Raw genomic sequence first — 19,259 nt, 5'->3', positions numbered from 1 at the left:
GTGGGCGTGGGCGTGGGATTGTCGGTAATCGTAAGACCCGTTTCGCGGCGCTCAGTTTCAGCGCGCGTGAGCCGGGTGCGCGTCCACCGACATGCTGTGAATGAATTTCTGCAGGAAGCGTTCGCACGCGACCAACTGATCCAGCGCGACGAATTCATTCGCCTTGTGCGCCTGCTGAATATCGCCAGGACCGCACACGATGCTCGGAATACCCGCCAGCGAAAAGAGCCCCGCTTCGGTGCCGTACGCGACCTTGCGTTTGTCCTGATCGGCGGTCAGCGCGCGCACCAGTTGCGTGATCGCGGCTTGTTCAGACGAATCGAGGCCGGGCGCCGCTGCAATCTTCGTAATCTCGATCGCTGCCGACGGATGTTCGCGCAACATCTTCGGCAACAGCGTCTCGCGCGCGTACTGATCGATGCGCGCGAAAATCGGCTCGGGATCGAGCGTGGGCAGATTGCGGAATTCGAACTGGAATTTGCACTCGGCCGGCACGGTATTGATCGCATTGCCGCCGATGATCGTGCTGGTCTGCGTGGTCGTGAAGGGCACGTCGTACAGTTCGTCGAACGGACCCTGCTCGCGGAACTGGTCGGCCATGTCGCGGATATAGCAGATCAGCCGTGCTGCGTATTCGATTGCGTTCAAGCCCTTGGGCGTCAGCGACGAATGCGCGGCCTGGCCGCGCACGCAGCACTGATACGCATTGATGCCCTTGTGAGCCACGATGGGGCGCATGCTGGTCGGCTCACCGACAATGCAGCCGTCCGGCTTCACGCCGCGCTTCATCAGATCGGCGATCAGCAGCGGCGCGCCTGCACAGCCGACTTCTTCGTCGAACGACAACGCGAAATGGATCGGCTTCGCCAGTTTCGTGCGCTGCATGTCCGGCACCAGCGCGAGCGCCGCACCGATAAAACCCTTCATGTCGCAGGTGCCGCGGCCATAGAGTTTGCCGTCGCGAATCTCGGGCTTGAACGGGTCGCTGTCCCATTGCTGGCCGTCAACCGGCACCACGTCCGTATGACCCGACAGCACCACGCCGCCGTTCGTTTCGCCGTCGTGCGCGGGGAGGGTAGCGAACAGGTTCGCCCATTTGCCGCTTGGGTCGTGTGTCAACGTGGCTTCGACACCGACTGCGCGCAGTTCGTCACGCACGGTTTCGATCAGGCCGAGATTCGGATTGCGGCTGACTGTGTCCATCGACACGAGACGGGTGACCCACGGCAGCGACGCAGGCGACGCAGCAGATGAGGAAGAGGTGGACTGCGCTGATTCAGCGACGTGAGACATGACAGGACTCCAGCATTTGAGTCTTTCGATCATACCCAAAAAAAACACGCCCGTAAGCGGCGGCGGCCATGGCGCAGCGCAGCATGAAACGAAAAAACGCTATACGTCCCCGGGTTTCTTCTCCGGCATCGCTAATGCAGCGTTAGCAATGCCGGAGCAAGCAGGGTGCTTATCGTGCCGCGGCGGCAGGCGCCGTGCCGCGACTCGGCGATCCCAGTGCGCGCAAGGTTTCCTTGACCGTGGCGACACGCACCGCAAGATCCGGGCTGCGTGTTTCGATCCGCAGCTTGTCCTGGCCCGCGAGTTTGATGTGCTTATGCTTTTGCACCATCTCGATGATCCGCATCGCGTCGATCGGCGGATTGGGGATGAACTGCAAGCCGATCACCGTCTCACCCGCGTCGATCTTCGAAATGCCCAGCGGCTTCGCGGCGAGCCGCAAACGATGCGTTTCCACCAGCGCATGCGCCTGCGGCGGCAACTTGCCGAAGCGGTCGATCAGCTCTTCCTGAATGCCGTCGATCGAATCGTTGTGCTCGCAGTTGGCGAGGCGCTTGTACAGCGACAGACGCTCCTGCACGTCGCCGCAATAGTCGGCGGGCAGAATCGCGGGCGCGTGCAGATTGATCTCGGTCGTCGCGGCGAGCGGCGCGGTGAGGTCCGGCTCCTTGCCTTCCTTCAGCGCCTTCACGGCGTCGTTCAGCATGTCGGTATAAAGCTGGAAACCGATCTCGTGAATTTCGCCCGACTGCTTGTCGCCGAGCACTTCGCCCGTGCCGCGAATTTCGAGGTCGTGCATCGCCAGATAGAAGCCCGAGCCGAGTTCCTCCATCTGCTGGATTGCTTCGAGACGGCGTTGCGCCTGCTTGGTCAGCCCTTGCGGATCGTGCACCAGCAAATACGAATATGCCTGGTGATGCGAGCGGCCGACACGTCCGCGCAACTGGTGCAATTGGGCGAGACCGAATTTGTCCGCGCGATGAATCAGGATCGTGTTGGCGCTCGGCACGTCGATGCCGGTTTCGATAATCGTCGTACACAGCAACACGTTGGCGCGTTGAGCGACGAAATCGCGCATCACGCGTTCGAGTTCGCGTTCGTGCATCTGGCCGTGCGCGACCGCGATACGTGCCTCAGGCACGAGCGCTTCGAGCATCTGCCGGCGATTTTCGATCGTCTCGACTTCGTTGTGCAGGAAGTACACCTGGCCGCCGCGCTTCAGTTCGCGCAGCATCGCTTCGCGAATCACGCTGTCTTCTTCGCGACGCACGAAGGTCTTGATCGCGAGCCGCTTTTGCGGCGCGGTGGCGATTACCGAGAAATCGCGCAGGCCTTCGAGCGCCATGCCGAGCGTACGCGGGATCGGCGTCGCGGTCAGCGTGAGCACGTCGACCTCGGCGCGCAAGGCCTTCAGCGCCTCTTTCTGACGCACGCCGAAACGATGTTCCTCGTCGATGATCACAAGCCCCAGCCGCTTGAACTGCACGTCGGACGACAGCAGCTTGTGCGTGCCGATCACGATATCGACGGTGCCTTCGTTGATCTGCCCGATGGCCGCGTTGACTTCCTTGGTCGACTTGAAGCGCGACAGTTCGGCGATCCGCACCGGCCAGTCGGAAAAGCGGTCGGTGAAGGTTTGCGTGTGCTGTTCGGCGAGCAGCGTGGTGGGCGAGAGCAGTGCAACCTGCTTGCCGCCCATCACCGCAATGAATGCCGCGCGCAACGCCACCTCGGTCTTGCCGAAGCCGACGTCGCCGCACACGAGACGGTCCATCGGCTTGCCGCTCGTCATGTCGCCGATCACGGCCGCGATGGCGGCGGCCTGGTCGGGCGTTTCCTCGAAGCCGAAGCTCTCGGCGAACTTCACGTAGTCCTTCGGCTCGAGCGGGAACGCGTGGCCGGAACGCGCGGCACGGCGCGCGTACAGGTTCAGCAACTCGGCGGCCGTGTCGCGAATCTGCTGCGCGGCCTTGCGTTTGGCCTTTTCCCACTGGCCCGATCCGAGCGAGTGCAAAGGCGCGCTTTCCGGATCGGCGCCGCTGTAGCGCGAGATCACGTGAAGTTGCGCGACCGGCACGTAGAGCTTGCTGTCGCCGGAGTATTCGAGGTGCAGGAACTCGGTTTCGCCTTCGCCGAGGTCCATCGTGACGAGGCCCATGTAGCGGCCAATGCCGTGCTGCGAATGCACGACCGGATCGCCGACTTTCAACTCGGACAGATCGCGCACCATCGAATCGACGTTGCTCGCCTGTTCCTGGCGGCGACGCCCCGCGCGTCGCGCGAGCGGCCCGTAAAGCTCGGTCTCGGTGATGATCGCGATGCCGTCGACCGGCACCGCGAAGCCGTTCGCGAGCGGCGCGACGCCTAATGAGAAGCGCGAGTCGCCTGTGAGCCAATCCTGGAAGCTGTCGCTCGATGCCGGTTTCAGATGGTTGTCGGCGAGCAGTTGCAACAGCGTTTCGCGCCGTCCGGCCGACTCCGCGGCGAACAGCACGCGGTTTGGCGTACTGGCGAGAAACGCGCGCAACGCGAGCACGGGGTCGTCGGCATGACGGTCGATGGCGAGATTCGGCAGAGGCGTCGACCAGCCGCCGCCTGCGTTCGCGGGCAACGCGAGCCGCGCGAACGGCTTGGCGAACGTAAAGAAATCCGTGTCCGACAGAAACAGCCGCGCGGGTTCCAGAATCGGCCGGTCGCGATCATGCGACAGGAAGTTGTAGCGCTGCTTCGTGTCGTTGGTAAAGCGGCGGATTGCAGCGTCCAGATCGCCGACGAAAGCCAATTGCGCGCCTTCCGGCAGGTAGTGGAACAGCGTTGCCGTCTCTTCGAAAAACAGCGGCAAATAATATTCGATGCCCGCCGATGGCACACCGTTGCCGATGTCCTTATAGATCGCCGCGCGGCTCGGATCGCCCTCGAAGGTCTCGCGCCAGCGGCTACGGAAAGCGGTGCGCGCGGCTTCATCGAACGGGAATTCGCGGCCGGGCAGCAGGCGCACGTCTTTCACGGGATAGAGGCTGCGCTGCGTGTCGGGATCGAATGCGCGGATCGAGTCGACCTGGTCGTCGAACAGGTCGATCCGGTAAGGCAGCGGCGAGCCCATCGGGAACAGGTCGAGCAGCGAGCCGCGCACACAATATTCGCCAGGCCGCACGACCTGGCTGACGTGTTCGTAGCCGGCGAGCGTGAGCTGGGCCTTGAACTTCGCCTCGTCGAGCCGTTCGCCCTGCGCGAATGAAAACGTGTAGGCCGCCAGAAACGACGCGGGCGGCATCCTGTAGAGCGCCGTGGTGGCGGGCACCAGCAGGATGTCGCAGCGGCCTTCGCCGAGATCGTGCAGCGTGGCGAGGCGCTCCGAGACCAGATCCTGGTGCGGCGAAAAGGTATCGTAAGGGAGCGTTTCCCAGTCGGGCAGCAGGCGCACCCGCGCGTCGGGCGCGAAGAAGCCGATTTCCTGCGACAGACGCTGCGCATCGACCGCGCTTTCGCAGACGACCGCCAGCAGCGGCACCTTGTCGCGGTAGGCGAGGTGATAGCGGGCGATCAGCAGCGCGTCGGACGAACCATGCGTGCCGTCGAAAGCAAAGCGCTGGCCGGCCTTGACGAGCGCGACGGGCGGAGAGAACTGCGAAGATGCGGCGATGTCTGGCATAGATGAGAAAAGGCGGCCTCTGGCTCACGCGTGATCGGCAAGCCGCATTGGCGAGCGAATCGACAGGCAAATTGGCAAGCGGCTGAGCAAGCGAATGGACAAGCAAGTGGACAAGCGAATTGGGGAAGTTTAAGCGTCTCGGGCCGTGAATGCGAAAGACCTATTATAAAATCCGTCCTTTACTTTGACTTCGCGGCATCCGCACTCGTGACTTCCCGTCTTTTTGCCCTGATTCCGTGCGCTGGCACCGGCAGCCGTTCCGGCGCCGCGATGCCCAAACAATATCGCACTGTCGCCGGCCGCGACATGTTGCATTACTCGCTCGCCGCGTTCGACGCGTGCAGCGAATTTGCGCAAACGCTGGTCGTGATCGCGCCCGACGACACTCACTTCGATGCCCGCCGCTTTGGTGGCTTGCGCTTTGCGGTCAGCCGCTCCGGCGGCGCGTCGCGGCAGGCGTCGGTGCTCAACGGACTGCATGCGCTCGCTGGCTTCGGCGCGCACGACGACGACTGGGTGCTGGTGCACGACGCCGCGCGTCCCGGCATCACGCCCACGCTGATCCGCACGCTGACCGGCGCGCTGAAAGACGATCCGGTGGGCGGCATCATGGCGTTGCCGGTCGCCGACACGCTGAAGCGGATCGACGCGACGTCGCACGACGGCCGCATCGCCCGTACCGAAGCACGCGACGGCTTGTGGCAGGCGCAGACGCCGCAGATGTTCCGCATCGGCATGTTGCGTGAAGCGATTCTGCGCGCCCAGGCCGACGGTCACGATCTGACCGACGAAGCGAGCGCAATCGAATGGCTGGGCCACGCGCCTAAGCTCGTGCAGGGCGCATTGCGCAACTTCAAGGTGACGTATCCGGAAGACTTCGATCTGGCCGAGGCGATTCTGTCGCGGCCATCGGCTGCGTGACGCATTTCAATTTTAGCTAGCGGACTTAAGGACTTGACGCATATGGATTTCAGAATTGGGCAAGGGTATGACGTGCATGCGTTGGTGCCGGGACGTCCGTTGATCATCGGCGGGGTGACGATTCCTTATGAGCGCGGCCTGCTCGGCCATTCCGATGCCGACGTGCTGCTGCACGCGATCACCGACGCGCTGTTCGGCGCGGCCGCGATGGGCGACATCGGCCGTCATTTCTCGGACACCGACGCGAAATTCGCTGGCGCCGACAGCCGCGTGCTGCTGCGCGAATGCGTCGCGCGCGTGACGGCGGCGGGCTTTTCGATCGCCAACGTGGACAGCAGCGTGGTCGCGCAGGCACCGAAGCTCGCGCCGCATATCGAAGGCATGCGCGCGAATATCGCTGCGGATCTTGGGCTGCCGGTCGATCGGGTGAATGTGAAAGCCAAGACGAACGAGAAGCTCGGCTATCTGGGCAGAGGCGAGGGGATCGAAGCGCAGGCTGCGGTGTTGCTCGTTAAGAATTGATCCTCGGGTTTTGTTTCCTTCGGGCACCCGAAGGAAACAAAACCGATGAGTTATTTTCCTTCTGCAGCAATGCATTGCGCGGTCGCGTTGATCACCGCTGCAATGCGTCCGACGTCACGCAACTGCGTCGAACTCATGCCTTCGGCAACCAGCGTATCGAAGTGCGATTTCACGCAGAAATGGCACTTGCCGATAATCGACGCCGCCAGCGCATACATCTCGAAGCGCCGCTTGTCCACGCCGCCGTGCGACGCATAAGCATTCATCCGTAGCTGCGCCGGTTGGGATTTCAGATCGGCATTGCCCGTCATTTCGACGTACGGATACCAGACGTTGTTCATCCCCATCAATGCCGCCGCCGTCAGCGCGCCATTGGTTTCTTCCGGCGACAACACGCCCGCGTTGCGAATCGCGTCGACGATAACCGTGCTCTTCGCGGCGAACGCGGCCGCCAGCGCCACGCCCACGGAGTCGTTTCCTTCGAGCGATGAGCGCGCAATCGTCCCGTCCAGGTTCAACCGGATGTCCTTCGCATAGTCCGGCACGAGCGCCTTAATCGAAGCCAGGAATTCCATTAGCATCTCCTATCGGATGGTCGACAAAAAAGCCCGCGGCTTTTGCAAGCGAGGCGGGCTTTCGGGCGTCTGAGCGCACGGCGTTACAGCGTTGCGCCACCGACTGCGCGGTTGCAAGGACAGAGTTCGTCCGTTTGCAGGCCGTCCAGAATACGCAGGACTTCCTCGGGATTGCGGCCCACGTTCAGGTTATTCACCGACACGTGCTGGATCGTATTGTCCGGGTCGACGATGAAGGTGGCGCGCAGCGCGACGCCGGCTTCCTTGTCGCGCACGCCGAGCTGGTCGATCAGCTCGCCTTTCACGTCGCCGAACGAGTAGTGGTTCAGCTTGTCGAGATCCTTGTGTTCGCGGCGCCAGGCCAGCTTCACGAATTCATTGTCGACGCTGCCGCCCAGCAGGATCGCATCGCGTTCTTCGAAGTCTTTGGCAAGCTTGCCGAATTCGACGATTTCCGTCGGGCACACGAAGGTGAAATCCTTCGGGTAGAAGTAGATGATCTTCCACTTGCCAGGGAACGACTGCTCGGTGATTTCTTCGAACGCCGACGAGCCGTTTTCTTCATGATTGTTGAAGCCCGGCTTGGCAGCGGTAACGGTGAACGCTTCGACTTTATCGCCAACGGTTTTCATGCGAATGCTCCTTCGTGTGTTGGAAAAAACAGCATGTTGAGGCTACCTGCCCGTGATAACGAGCGCGTTACACCGAACCACTATAGTTCTATTGGACTATCCGACCAATAGTTTTTTTCTAACAACCCGGATAGTTATTATTCAACGCGAAGCGGCTGATTTGGAACGCGAACGGGCATAGGGATGCCCGTCCCGGTCACGCGCCCTTGGCGAGCGGAAACTCGATGGTGACTTCGAGTCCCGGTCCTGGCGTGCGATTGCGCAGGCGCAATGCACCGCGATAGCGACCTACCAGCCTCTGCACAATCGCCATGCCAAGGCCCGTGCCGTTGGCTTGCGTACGCGCCGAATTCACACGATAGAACGGCCGTGTGACAAGCGCTAGCTGGTCTTCTGGAATGCCAGGACCCTCATCGACCACCGACAGTTCGACACGGGAATGCGACACGCGCGTTTCCAGAATCACATGCGGAATGCCGTCGCCATCGCTCAGCCCATATTTGCGCGCATTTTCCAGCAGATTGCCGACCACGCGGCGCATGTCGGTTTCATCTGCCTCGATGACCGCCGACGGCGCGAGCCGGGTAATCAGCCGCATGCTGTCCTCGCTTTGCATACGCGCGGCCAGTTCGCCCGCGATCACCGACAGATCGACCGGCTCCGGAACACGCTGCACCGGGCGAGCGTAGTCGAGGAAGCGGCCGATGATCATATCCATCTGCTCGATGTCGTCGACCATCGCGTCTTTGGTGCTCTGATCGGACGGACTCATTTCGGTTTCGAGCCGCAGACGCGCGAGCGGGGTGCGCAGATCGTGCGAAATACCTGCGAGCATCAGAGCGCGGTCGGCCTCGAGTTGTTCGAGGTCCTGCACCATCTGGTTGAAGCTTCGGTTGGTCTCAGCGGCCACGCCCATGCCCCGTTCGGGCAGCAGTTCCGGCGATTGACCCGAGCCGACCTTGCGTGCGGCCATCGCGAGCCGCGCAAACGGACGGTTCACGAGACTCGTGATGAACGCCGCCCCGAATAGCGACAGCGCCAAAGCGAACACGCCCCAGCCGGCCCATTGCAGACCGGTCGCGTTGTCGAGCTGATCGCGGTCGAGCGCGACCCAGTAATCGTCGTCGTCGATCTTGAAGCTGATCCAGACACCGTTGATGTCGTTCACGCTCTGCGCGATGACGGTGTCGTCGCCGAGGCGCCCACGAATGTCGTGTTCGATCAGGCGATTGAGCGACTCGTCGGGCTGGAGCTTGTATTTGTCGTTAGCTTCACGCGGATACACCCGCACGCCTTCGTTACTCTCCAGATCCTGCAGCAGCGCGCGCCGCAGATCTGGGTCGGAATAAAGGAGCGCGGTGCGCGTAAGCTTGACGATGGCGACGAGCTGAAGCGCCACGCGCTGTGCGCGCGGCTCGCGTTCGATCACGCGAAAGCTCTGGAACCAGGCGGCGAGACTGACTGCGATCAGCAATGCGATCAACAGAAAGGTCCGCCAGAAAAGGCCGCCGAACGCGAGCGTCAGGAGGCGCCGGTCGATCCGCATGGGCCCTTCTTATTTGAGATCAAAGACAGCAACTATTTTGCATGAGGCCAGAGCGGGTGCCGAAGCGCTGGCTCTGGCCGACGCGATGCGTGGAGCCTGAGTAGACGCTGAAGCACCAACTCGGGTCGACGCTTTGCATGGGACCCGAGTAAGCGCTAAAGCGCTAACTCGGGTCGACACATGAGGTGAGTGCAAACTCAGGCCGCACCGTCGGGGATGAAGACGTAGCCCAGACCCCACACGGTCTGAATGAAGCGCGGGCTGCCCGGGTCCGGTTCGATCAGCTTGCGCAGACGCGAGATCTGCACGTCGAGACTGCGGTCGAACACTTCGTACTCACGGCCGCGTGCGAGCTCCATCAGCTTTTCGCGCGACAGCGGCTGACGCGGATGACGCGCGAAGACCTTGAGCACGGAAAACTCGCCCGTGGTCAGCGGAATTTCCTGGCCGGCCTTGGTCAGCGTGCGGGTAGCGAGATTGAGCGCGAATTCGCCGAACTCGAACACCTCGGTGGTTTCGGACGGTGCACCCGGCAATTCGGACGGCGACTGGCGGCGCAGCACCGCGTGAATTCGCGCGACCAGTTCGCGCGGATTGAATGGCTTGGGCAGATAGTCGTCGGCACCCATTTCGAGCCCGACAATACGATCGACATCTTCACCCTTGGCCGTCAGCATGATGATCGGCGTGCGGTCGTTGCTGCCGCGCAGACGGCGGCAGATCGACAGGCCGTCTTCGCCTGGCAGCATCAGATCGAGCACCAGCAGGTCGAAGCGCTCACGCACCCACAGCTTGTTCATGGACGGCGCGTTTTCGGCAACGTAGACATTGAAGCCCTGTTCGCCGAGGTAACGGCGCAGCAGATCGCGCAGGCGCGGATCGTCGTCGACGACGAGGATTTTCGAAGGGTTTTTGGTTTCCATGGTCGGCATCTTAGCGCGATTAGAAAGTGGTGCGCGGTCGCATCATTTCTGGGGTTACAGTCAGTTACAAAATTTACCCGGACTGTGGCACGACGTAAAGCAGGGGCAGGTAGACTCCTTTACTGAATGCGGCTGTTCGGTGGATACTTCACTCGACTAACACTCTCGCACCCGGCTCGTTACCGGGGTCTGTATACGCATTTGAGGTAGCCGGTTGCCGCGCCACGAAGGGAACAACATGAAGGGAGGGGTTTGGCCAAATGTGCGCCTGAGCGTCATTGCACTGGCAGTAGCCGGTACGCTCGCAGGCTCACTGGTACCCACGCTCGCCCATGCCCAGCCTTCCGCCGACAGAGCTGCGAGTGAGCGCGCGCCTAGATCAGGCAACCCGCGTTCAAGCCGCCACAATCTGAATAACGACGAACGTCCTGCATCAGACGCAATGTTGCGCACGGCAGTTCCCCCCGATCTTGATCAACGTCGTCGTGATGGTCATATGACGCCCGACGAACGGCGTCTATTGCGGCAGCATATCGAAGATGCTGTCCGTGAACTCTATAAGCGGTAGCTATTTCCGTGCCTGACACCGGGCACATCACTCACGCACCTTCTTCGCGTGAGACATCCTGTTTCAACTCCATAGTCAACTTTCCCGCGCAGCCTGCCGTTGAGGCGTTAGAGCAATACTTGTATTGCCGCGTCAACGCGTCTTTGCGTGGCGTCATGCTGCGAGGAGGTAGTCGATGAAACTGCGGGCGCACGGTAATCGCGGGCGATGGTTTGTAGTCTCTGCCATGGTGTCGAATGTCGCCTTGGGCGCAGCGTTGCCTCGCGATTCGTCGGTTTCAGCCGCGCAGCAAGGGGCAACTTCAACTGCGCATGTTAGGCATCGACCGGTAGCGAGGACGGCCGCCACGTCGTCGGCTACGGCCAGCGAGCAGACCATTCTCGATGCCGATGACGCGCGCTTTTTCCTCACGCGAATCGGCTTTGAGCCAGATCGCACCGAGGCTGCGCAATACGTCGGACTTACCCGGCAGCAGGCCGTCGACAAGGTGCTCGCGACAGCGCGAACCGAAGCCGTCACACCATCTCCCGACTGGGTGTTCGAACCCATCCCGACACGAGAAGCGCGCCAGACGTGGACCGTCGACCAGCGTCGCGACGAGCAAAGTCTGCGTAGACAGCGTTACGAACTATTACGCGCGTGGTGGGTTCGCGAGATGTTGGCGACGCCTTCGCCGCTCACCGAGCGTATGACGCTGTTCTGGCATAACCACTTCACGTCCGCGCAGGACAAGGTTCCGTATCCGCAGCAGATGGCGCAGCAAAACATGCTGTTGCGCCGCGACGCGCTGGGCAATTTCGCAGACTTGCTGCACCAAGTCGCGAAAGATCCGGCAATGCTGCAGTACCTCGACGGTGCAAGTAATCGCAAGGGCCGGCCCAACGAGAATTTCGCGCGCGAAGTGATGGAACTGTTCACGCTGGGCGAAGGCCATTACACGCAGCGCGATGTGTCAGAGGCGGCGCGCGCTTATACGGGCTGGAGCCTCGATCCCGACACGCAGGCTTACGTGTGGCGCGCGAATCAGCACGACGACGGCGATAAAACCGTGCTCGGTCAAACCGGTCGGTTCGATGGCGATCAGGTGCTGGACATCCTGCTCGCACGTCCGGAAACGGCCACTTTCGTGACCACGAAGCTATGGCGCGAATTCGTCTCCGAAACGCCTGATCCCGCTCGCATCGCGCCGATCGCCGAGCAGTTTCGCGCCAGCCATTACGAGATCGCGGTCGCACTGCGCGGATTATTTCTGAGCGACGCATTCTGGGACGACAGCAATCGCGGCGTCCTCGTGAAATCGCCGGCGGAGTTCGTGGTCGGGACCTTGCGGGCGTTCGATGTTGGCTACGACAGTACCGGCGCCTTCGCCGCGCAGATGCGCGTGCTCGGCGAGAACCTGTTCGCCGCGCCGAACGTCAAAGGATGGCCAGGCGGCACGACTTGGATCAATAGCTCGACGCTGCTTGCACGCAAGCAATTCGTCGAGCAACTGTTTCGCGCGACCGAGGCCGCGCCGATGCGCACGGGGCAGCCGGGTCGCCCTGCGAACGCGACATTCGCGGCGAGCGGCGCAGCCGCCGCCATGCAGACGAGTCCGCCGATGCAACGCGTCATGGCAACAGCAAAAAGCGCGCGGGGTGGCGTACGCTTTGACGTCGACACATGGCTCGCGTCGTACAACACTGCGCCTGCTGCGAGGCCCGGGTTGTCGGCCGAGCTTCAGTTGCAGCATGCAGTCCTGCCGTTCACCCCGGTGGATGCAATCGAAACGGATTCGACCGCGAGCGCCTACCTGGAAGCATTGCTGATGGACCCGGCTTATCAGTTGAAATAATCCCGGTCGTTACAAGAAAAACGAGGTGCAGGATGAATCGACGTAGCTTTCTTTCGACGAGCGCAGCTGCCGGCGCAACGCTATGGTTGCCCCGGGCGTTCGGCGCGCAGACGGCGTTGGCGGATGGGGTTTCGGCCAACGGCTACGACAACCTGCTGATCCTCGTCGAACTGAAAGGCGGCAACGACGGCTTGAACACCGTGATCCCGTTTGCCGATCCTGCGTATTACGAATTGCGCCGGAACATCGGCATCAAACGCGGGCAGGCGATTCAACTCGACGAGCGCACCGCGCTGCATCCGTCGCTGCTGCCGCTGATGCCGCTATGGCAAAGCGGGCAACTGGCGATCGTGCAGGGCGTCAGCTACGCGCAGCCGAACCTGTCGCACTTTCGTTCGATCGAGATATGGGACACGGCGTCGCGCTCCGATCAATATTTACGTGAGGGCTGGCTGACGCGAACGTTTGCGCAGGCGCCCGTGCCCACCGATTTTGCCGCGGACGGCGTGGTGATCGGCAGCGCTGAAATGGGGCCGTTCGCGAATGGCGCGCGCGCGATCGCGCTGGTCAACCCAACCCAGTTCATCAAGTCGTCGAGACTTGCCACGCCCGTGTCTCTGCATGAACGCAACCCCGAGTTGGCCCATATTCTCGACGTCGAAAACGACATCGTGAAAGCGGCCGGCCGGCTGCGTCCCACGCAAAATAATGTGCAGTTAAAAACCGTGTTTCCCGGTGGAGCGTTCGGCAATTCGATCAAAACGGCGATGCAGGTGCTGGCTGCAGGTGACACCCCGCAAGCGCAACCGCGAAGCGGGCAGGGCGTCGCCGTGATCCGTCTGACGCTGAATGGCTTCGACACGCATCAGAATCAGCCGGTGCAGCAGGCCGCGTTGCTCAAGCAGTTTGCGGACGGATTTGCGGCGATGAAGTCGGCGCTTGTCGAGCTTGGCCGCTGGAACGAGACGCTGGTGATGACATACGCAGAGTTCGGGCGACGTCCGCGTGAGAATCAGAGTCAAGGCACCGATCACGGTACCGTCGCGCCGCATTTCGTCATGGGCGGGCGGGTGCGGGGCGGTTTGCACGGCGTCGCGCCGGTACTCGCGCGGCTCGACGGGAACGGCAATTTGCCGGTCGGGGTGGATTTTAGACAGATCTATGCGACGGTGCTTGGGCCCTGGTGGGGGCTGGATGCGTCGGAGATTTTGCAGCAGAGGTTTGAGCCGTTGCCGTTGTTGCGGGTTTGACGACGTGAGGGGCGGCGCTGGTTGTCGTGTGCGAGTTGCAGCAAAACATTCTCGACGCGCAGCGACCGTCATCCCACCGTTGCGAACGCGTCTATTTCGCCCGCCACGCAATCCATAGTTTGCGGATCGGCGTCAACGCAATCCGCTGATGTAAAACCTTATAGCCGTCGCGCTCGATTTCATCCAGCAGCGCCAACGCCAACGCGGCCAGCGCAAGCAGCGTCCGCTGCGAACGACGTTCGCCACTGGGTATTGCGTCAAGCGCCGTATGCAACGCCGTGCGCGCTCGAGTGGTCTCGAAGCGCATTAGCTCGGTGAACGCGTCGGAATATTTTCGGTTGATCAGATCGGCGGCGGTGACGTTATAGCGCTGCATTTCGTCGATCGGAATATAGATACGCCCGTGCCGCGCATCATTTCCGGTTTCGGCGACGCATTGCGCAAGCAGTAGCGCATCGCCCAGCGGCGCGGACCAGTCGGCCGACTGCTCGGCGTCTTTCGCCGTGACGCGCGCGACCAGCGCCGCGAACGTGCCTCCAACGCTTGCCACATAGCGCTTCAGATTCGGATAGTCGAGGTAGCGCGCCTGGTCGAGGTCCATTTCGAAGCCGGAAAGCAACGCCTGCAACGCCGGATATTCCGCTTTCGCGTCGGGCAGATAGGCCTCCAGCGCCTTGGCAACCGGATGCGATGGGGAGCCCGAAGCCAGCGCGGCGATCTCGTTTTGCCACCACGCGAGCTTGGTGCGACCGATGGTCGGATCGCTGGTTTCCTTGACCGTTTCCTCGAACTCGCGGCGCAATGCGAACAGCGCGGTCAGAAGTGGCTGACTTTTCGCGGGCGCCTGCCGAAGCGCGTAGTAAGTGCTCGATCCTGGGGGCGCCGCTTTCTGCTGGCAATATTCGTCGAAATTCACTGGATTGGCGTCGTGGGGAGAGGCAGGCGAAGAAGGCTGACACGGGGGGCCGTGCGTCGAGCCAAAAATTGTAGCATCGGCGATGGGTTGAAGGACGCCGCAGATGCAGACAAGTGCGAATCAATCGGTTAGAATCTCGCGCTTACGCTTTCGGACGCAGGTTTTTGACGCGGCTGGAAGCAGGCAGGACATCGGGTGAACGCACTGCGGCTCACCCGGCTGCGAGGGTGGCGAAATTGGTAGACGCACCAGGTTTAGGTCCTGACGCCCGCAAGGGTGTAGGGGTTCGAGTCCCCTCCCTCGCACCATTATTTAAAGCGAAAAACCCCGTTAAGTCTTTGGACTGACGGGGTTTTTTGTTTTCGTCTATTTTTGCTTCGTACGCCGGGCCCATGGTCGCCCGGCCTGGTTCATGCGGCGGGCGCGTCGGGCTGGGCCGCAGACGCAGAGGGCGAACCCGGCGGTTCCGCTTGGGCAGCCCCTTCGAGAAAACGGCGGGTCGACTCGAAGGCCTGGAGCATCGGCTCCGGCCACGGCGTTTGCAGCATGACCGCCTGGTGGTTTTCAAATGCCGACGACAAAAGCTTCACCAGTTCGGGCGAGCGGAGGTGGCGCAGCAGCACGCTAACGGCAATCGCCGTCGCCTGGCTTGCGCCGGCGGTCTGGAGTTCCGAAGCGGTGAGCGCTGCAACCTGTTTGTTGATGTCCACAGAAACTTCCTTGAATGAAAAGTGGAGAGTGAAGGCTCGGTGGCCAATCCCGAATTTTGACATGGTTGGCAACGCATCGCGATACGAGGCACTTTGCCTTGTCCGGCAAACGTGGCATTGCGGCTCAGGCGGGTCAGTCGCGCGAATTCAAAAACGCATGTGCGCAATACTCCGGAATCTCCCAGTTTCGGTATTCTGGATAACCTGCATGGCATACGCCGGGCACGATGATCCGGACGTTCAGGGTGATCGGCAGCACGCGGCTCTTATCCATTTTTGTTCGACTTGTCATAACCGGCTGGTATGACACGGATCGCGCCTTTTTTCGGCGCGGGATGTTTCCGCTCACTGGCGGCATCTCGTGCCGCTCAACAATGTGGTTCTGGAAACCTGGCAATGAAGCATGTTTTGAAATTCACCGGCTGGTGTTTTGCCATTGCGTCCGTGGGGCTTGCTCTGCCCGCGGTCGCGGCCGACAGCTTTGCGCAGCGCGATTTCGCGAAGCATTTCACGCTTCAACTCGATGACGCCGCCGCGTCGTCCTACAGCATGACGTTGCCGGCGATCGTCTACGCCGCCAGCCAGCGCAGCGATCTCGGCGACATCCGCATATTCAATAGCACCGGCGATACAGTGCCGTACTCGCTCGACGCGCCGCGCGCGGTCGCCCGCACCCCGTCCAGAACGCGTTCGGTAGGGTGGTTCCCGCTTGCGCCGGCCCCGGCCGGCAGCAGCGGCATGCCGGCCGGAGTGGCGATCGCGGCGGACGGATCGTTGCGGGCGACCGCCGCTCCGCCGCCCCGCGCTCAACACGAACTGGACCTGATCGACCTCGGACGCGTATCGCGGACAACCCAGGTCGACGCGTTGGTTGTCCATTTGCGCGACGACAACTTCCAGGGGCGCGTCACCGTCGAGGTCAGCGACGATCTGCGTCACTGGCAGCCTGCCGGCGATGCGCAATTGCTCAAGGTCAACTACAACGGCAGCACGCTGAGCCAGGACCGTATCGAACTGAGTGGAGCGCACGCGCGATATCTGCGTCTTCACTGGCTCGACGGCGCACCGTATGTCGATTCGATGGACATGGAAATCCAGCCTGTCGGCGCCGGGTCCGCCCAGACCGCTGGCACACAGCGGGAGTGGAAAGAAGGAATCGTCGCCCACACGAGCCTGAAGCCGGGCGAGTACTTCTTCGCGACGGGCGGCTCGTATCCCGTCGACCGCCTGCGGCTGACTTTGCCGCAGCCTAATACGGTGGTGTCCGCCATCATTTATTCGCGAACCGGGCTGGACAAGCCGTGGCGCGAGGTGTCCAGCGCGACGCTGTTCCGTCTGCACAATGGGACGGTCGAGCAAAGCAATGCGCCGCTCGAACTGAAGACCGACACCGACCGTCAATGGCGCGTGGTTGTCGATACCCGTAACGGCGGTCTTGGCAGTGGGGCGCTGACTGTCTCGGCGGGCTGGCGTCCGGCGGCGCTGACTTTTGTCGCGCAAGGGAGTCCGCCTTATACGTTGGCGGTGGGGCGCGTGGAGGCGCTGCCAGCGGTTGTCAGTCGCAGCACTTTGCCTGTGAGCGCGTCGTCGGTACCAGGCGTTGCGCGACTGAATGACGAAACGTCTGTGGCGCATCCGGCGAGCGCGCAGTTGATCGCTAGCGCTCCGGACGCGTCGCGTGGTTATTTATTGTGGGCGGCATTGCTGCTGGCCGTTGGTTCACTTGGGGCGATCGGATGGCGGATTGCGCGTGGAGCGCACATTCGGGCGGCCGACGCGCAGGGAGGTCTGGCCAACGGCGCAGGAACAATGAGCGCGACGGCTAGCGATAGCGCCGCGACCGCCGCCGATGAAGCCGGTGATGTGAAGGGCTGATTCGTGTTAGCGGAGCGTGAGTGCCGCCATTAGGGGTTGCCTGGCGGCGCGAACGCTGCGTGCGCGTCGGCACGTCGTGCGCGAAGTTGAACTTCGGCTCGAGCTAGACAGTGCGGATTGAGTGGGCTGCGGATGGCTGCACGTGATGGCAACCAGGTGACTAACAACCGGGCGATTGCCTCACAAAAGCAATGCTCGGCTGGTCCGCGAAAAGTGCTGAATACTAGCGCGAGGAGAGTCGTTGTCACTAGCGTGAGACACGATCCTCACTCCTGCCGCGCCGACATCGCCGCTATGATCCTGTCGAGCGCGTTCCCGAACGCGGCCCTTTCCTGTTCGTCGAGGCAATCGAACATATCGCCGTTCCATTTTCGCGCAATCGGCATGACCTTCCGATAAAGCGCCCGGCCTTCCGCCGTGAGCGAGACCAGCACCACCCGTCCGTCTTCCTCACTCTGCTGTCGCTGAACCAGTCCTTGCTGGATCAGCGCTTCCGCCGCGCGGCTCGCCTGACTTTTGTCGAGATTGGCGTGTCTCGCCAACTCCATGATCGAGAACGGTCCGAACGATCCTACCGACGCAATCACCCGCGCCTCGGGCAAGGTCACGCCGAGTTTCCCTTGATAGCGCTCACTGATGCCACGCTCCGCAAGTTTGTTCAGCACGTGCAGACGGTAGGTGAGGAGCTGCTCGAGCCCAGCTTTAACGGAGTCCTTCATGGTCATCCCGTGATGAGTGGAGCGGTCGTGGCGCTGTGATTGTTGCCGCAACCGCCCTGCGGGTCAACGCGCGCCGGGGGCGGAGTCTGGTGTCGGCCCGTACCTGAGGCGCGTCAGTTGTTCCGCCTCGTTGGCAAGCAGACGTGCCGCGTCGCGAATCGCGACATCGAGCGTAATCGGGCCCGGAGCGGGCGAAAAGCATCCGCTGAAATATTCGGAAAGACGCGGCAATGCGGCTGAATCCACTGCGCCGGAAAGTAACGTGGCCGGCACACCGGCTGCCTGCGCGTGACGGCAAGCGATGAACGGCGCCTTGCCGTGCAGCGTTTGCACGTCCGAGCGGCCTTCACCTGTGATCAGCCAGTTAGCGCCTTCGAGCGCCGCGTCGAGGCCGATCTGCCGCGCGACTGTTTCCGCGCCGGGTTCGAATTTCGCGCCGAGCATATGCAGCGCAAATCCGAGGCCGCCCGCCGCGCCCGCACCGGCCTGGTCGCGCGCCTTACGCCCGAGTGCTGCTTCGAGCAGATCGGCAAAGCGGGCGAGGGCAGCGTCGATCGATGCGATCTGTTCCGGCTTGACGCCCTTTTGCGGACCAAATACCGCGGTTGCGCCGTGATCGCCGGTCAGTGGGTTATCCACGTCGGACATGCCGATAAATTGTGTGTCCGCGAGGCGGGCGTCCAGTTGGGAAACATCGAGACGCGCGACGCGCGCAAGCTGCTCAGGCGTGCCGTCGAGTTCGTTGCCCTGCGCGTCGAGCAGTTTCAGGCCGAGGCCGGCCAGTAAGCCGGCGCCGCCGTCATTAGTGCTGCTGCCGCCCAGCGCGACGAAAAACCGCCGCACGCCGGCGTCCAGCAGCGCGCGTATCGCTTCGCCCATGCCGCGAGTACTGCGAGCTTCGACCGGCACGCCCATGCCCACCGCGTCCGTAATGCCGACGATTTCCGCTGTTTCGATAATCGCACTGCCGTCGGCGAGCAGCGCAGTCTGGGCTTCGCGCAATGGGCCGGCTGCGCCGCGCACGCTCAGCTTGCGTCGCTCGCCGCCGCTCGTGAGCATCGCGTCGAGCGTGCCTTCGCCGCCGTCGGCCATCGGGCAAATGCGCACGCTGGCATCGGGCCGCGCGCGCTGAATGCCGGACGCGATCGCCTGCGCGACCTGTTCCGCGTTGAGCGAGCCTTTGAATGAGTCGGGAGCAATGACGACGACAGGCGAGGACGACGAATTCGGCATGGTGTCTCTGGATAGTTGGAATTGTTTCGCGGGGTGCTGGGGCAGTCGGAACAGAGCAGAAAGCGATGCAGTCCAAGCTCGTTCATTAGC

The 19,259-nt window shown here is 62.3% G+C and carries 17 protein-coding genes and 1 tRNA gene; 7 read left to right on the top strand and 11 right to left on the bottom strand.

Features of this window, described 5'->3' with window-relative positions:
- Positions 1-57 precede the first annotated feature (57 nt).
- Both argE and mfd read right to left on the bottom strand, forming a co-directional pair.
- Positions 58-1,293 carry an acetylornithine deacetylase gene (gene argE, locus ABH945_RS06985; RefSeq protein WP_429250108.1) on the bottom strand — a complete coding sequence of 412 codons (1,236 nt, stop codon included), beginning with the start codon at positions 1,291-1,293 and terminating at the stop codon, positions 58-60.
- Positions 1,294-1,462: 169 nt separating this feature from the next.
- A complete protein-coding gene (gene mfd, locus ABH945_RS06980) occupies positions 1,463-4,945 on the bottom strand; it encodes a transcription-repair coupling factor (RefSeq protein WP_074763935.1) in 3,483 nt (1,160 codons plus the stop codon).
- A gap of 207 nt (positions 4,946-5,152) precedes the next feature.
- Here mfd and ispD point away from each other — a divergent pair, with 207 nt between their 5' ends.
- Both ispD and ispF read left to right on the top strand, forming a co-directional pair.
- Entirely contained in the window at positions 5,153-5,866 is a 714-nt protein-coding gene (gene ispD, locus ABH945_RS06975) for a 2-C-methyl-D-erythritol 4-phosphate cytidylyltransferase (protein ID WP_429250107.1), read from the top strand.
- 42 nt (positions 5,867-5,908) lie between these two features.
- Positions 5,909-6,388, top strand: coding sequence for a 2-C-methyl-D-erythritol 2,4-cyclodiphosphate synthase (gene ispF / locus ABH945_RS06970; RefSeq protein ID WP_074763937.1), 480 nt, complete (start codon positions 5,909-5,911; stop codon positions 6,386-6,388).
- A 50-nt stretch (positions 6,389-6,438) separates the two neighbouring features.
- On the opposite strand, the gene ABH945_RS06965 is transcribed toward ispF, so the two are convergent.
- The 4 genes from ABH945_RS06965 to ompR form a co-directional block, all read right to left on the bottom strand.
- Complete coding sequence (locus ABH945_RS06965) at positions 6,439-6,963, bottom strand: carboxymuconolactone decarboxylase family protein (protein WP_429250106.1); 525 nt, start codon at positions 6,961-6,963, stop codon at positions 6,439-6,441.
- Between the two features lie 83 nt (positions 6,964-7,046).
- A complete protein-coding gene (locus tag ABH945_RS06960) occupies positions 7,047-7,595 on the bottom strand; it encodes a peroxiredoxin (protein WP_074763939.1) in 549 nt (182 codons plus the stop codon).
- A 196-nt stretch (positions 7,596-7,791) separates the two neighbouring features.
- A complete protein-coding gene (locus ABH945_RS06955; RefSeq protein WP_429250105.1) occupies positions 7,792-9,141 on the bottom strand; it encodes an ATP-binding protein in 1,350 nt (449 codons plus the stop codon).
- Between the two features lie 197 nt (positions 9,142-9,338).
- A complete protein-coding gene (gene ompR, locus ABH945_RS06950) occupies positions 9,339-10,073 on the bottom strand; it encodes a two-component system response regulator OmpR (protein WP_006048917.1) in 735 nt (244 codons plus the stop codon).
- A gap of 229 nt (positions 10,074-10,302) precedes the next feature.
- On the opposite strand from ompR, the gene ABH945_RS06945 reads away from it, so the two are divergent.
- From ABH945_RS06945 to ABH945_RS06935, 3 genes are all read left to right on the top strand, one after another.
- Positions 10,303-10,632: a hypothetical protein gene (locus ABH945_RS06945; protein WP_429250104.1), complete on the top strand. Its 330-nt coding sequence runs from the start codon at positions 10,303-10,305 to the stop codon at positions 10,630-10,632.
- A 175-nt stretch (positions 10,633-10,807) separates the two neighbouring features.
- Complete coding sequence (locus ABH945_RS06940) at positions 10,808-12,466, top strand: DUF1800 domain-containing protein (protein WP_429250103.1); 1,659 nt, start codon at positions 10,808-10,810, stop codon at positions 12,464-12,466.
- 32 nt (positions 12,467-12,498) lie between these two features.
- Complete coding sequence (locus tag ABH945_RS06935; RefSeq protein ID WP_429250102.1) at positions 12,499-13,716, top strand: DUF1501 domain-containing protein; 1,218 nt, start codon at positions 12,499-12,501, stop codon at positions 13,714-13,716.
- Between the two features lie 91 nt (positions 13,717-13,807).
- On the opposite strand, the gene ABH945_RS06930 is transcribed toward ABH945_RS06935, so the two are convergent.
- The gene (locus ABH945_RS06930; RefSeq protein ID WP_429250101.1) at positions 13,808-14,632 is read right to left on the bottom strand and encodes a squalene/phytoene synthase family protein; all 825 of its coding nucleotides are present in this window, start codon (positions 14,630-14,632) and stop codon (positions 13,808-13,810) included.
- Positions 14,633-14,853: 221 nt separating this feature from the next.
- Here ABH945_RS06930 and ABH945_RS06925 point away from each other — a divergent pair.
- Positions 14,854-14,940: transfer RNA gene (locus ABH945_RS06925), tRNA-Leu, on the top strand.
- Between the two features lie 102 nt (positions 14,941-15,042).
- Here the strand turns inward: ABH945_RS06925 and ABH945_RS06920 are convergent.
- Both ABH945_RS06920 and ABH945_RS06915 read right to left on the bottom strand, forming a co-directional pair.
- Positions 15,043-15,342: a hypothetical protein gene (locus tag ABH945_RS06920; protein WP_429250100.1), complete on the bottom strand. Its 300-nt coding sequence runs from the start codon at positions 15,340-15,342 to the stop codon at positions 15,043-15,045.
- 133 nt (positions 15,343-15,475) lie between these two features.
- Entirely contained in the window at positions 15,476-15,616 is a 141-nt protein-coding gene (locus ABH945_RS06915; RefSeq protein ID WP_429250099.1) for a hypothetical protein, read from the bottom strand.
- 122 nt (positions 15,617-15,738) lie between these two features.
- On the opposite strand from ABH945_RS06915, the gene ABH945_RS06910 reads away from it, so the two are divergent.
- Positions 15,739-17,217, top strand: coding sequence for a DUF3999 domain-containing protein (locus ABH945_RS06910; protein ID WP_429250098.1), 1,479 nt, complete (start codon positions 15,739-15,741; stop codon positions 17,215-17,217).
- Between the two features lie 266 nt (positions 17,218-17,483).
- Here ABH945_RS06910 and ABH945_RS06905 read toward each other — a convergent pair whose 3' ends face one another.
- Together ABH945_RS06905 and ABH945_RS06900 are read right to left on the bottom strand one after the other, a co-directional pair.
- Positions 17,484-17,936 (bottom strand): MarR family winged helix-turn-helix transcriptional regulator, encoded by a 453-nt coding sequence (locus ABH945_RS06905; RefSeq protein WP_074766393.1) that lies wholly within the window; start codon positions 17,934-17,936, stop codon positions 17,484-17,486.
- A 63-nt stretch (positions 17,937-17,999) separates the two neighbouring features.
- Positions 18,000-19,169 (bottom strand): glycerate kinase, encoded by a 1,170-nt coding sequence (locus tag ABH945_RS06900; protein ID WP_429250097.1) that lies wholly within the window; start codon positions 19,167-19,169, stop codon positions 18,000-18,002.
- Between the last annotated feature and the right edge of the window lie 90 nt (positions 19,170-19,259).

This window comes from Paraburkholderia sp. GAS333 (genome assembly GCF_050435665.1).
GTDB lineage: Bacteria > Pseudomonadota > Gammaproteobacteria > Burkholderiales > Burkholderiaceae > Paraburkholderia > Paraburkholderia fungorum_A.
This window is presented reverse-complemented; position numbering and strand designations above follow the sequence as displayed.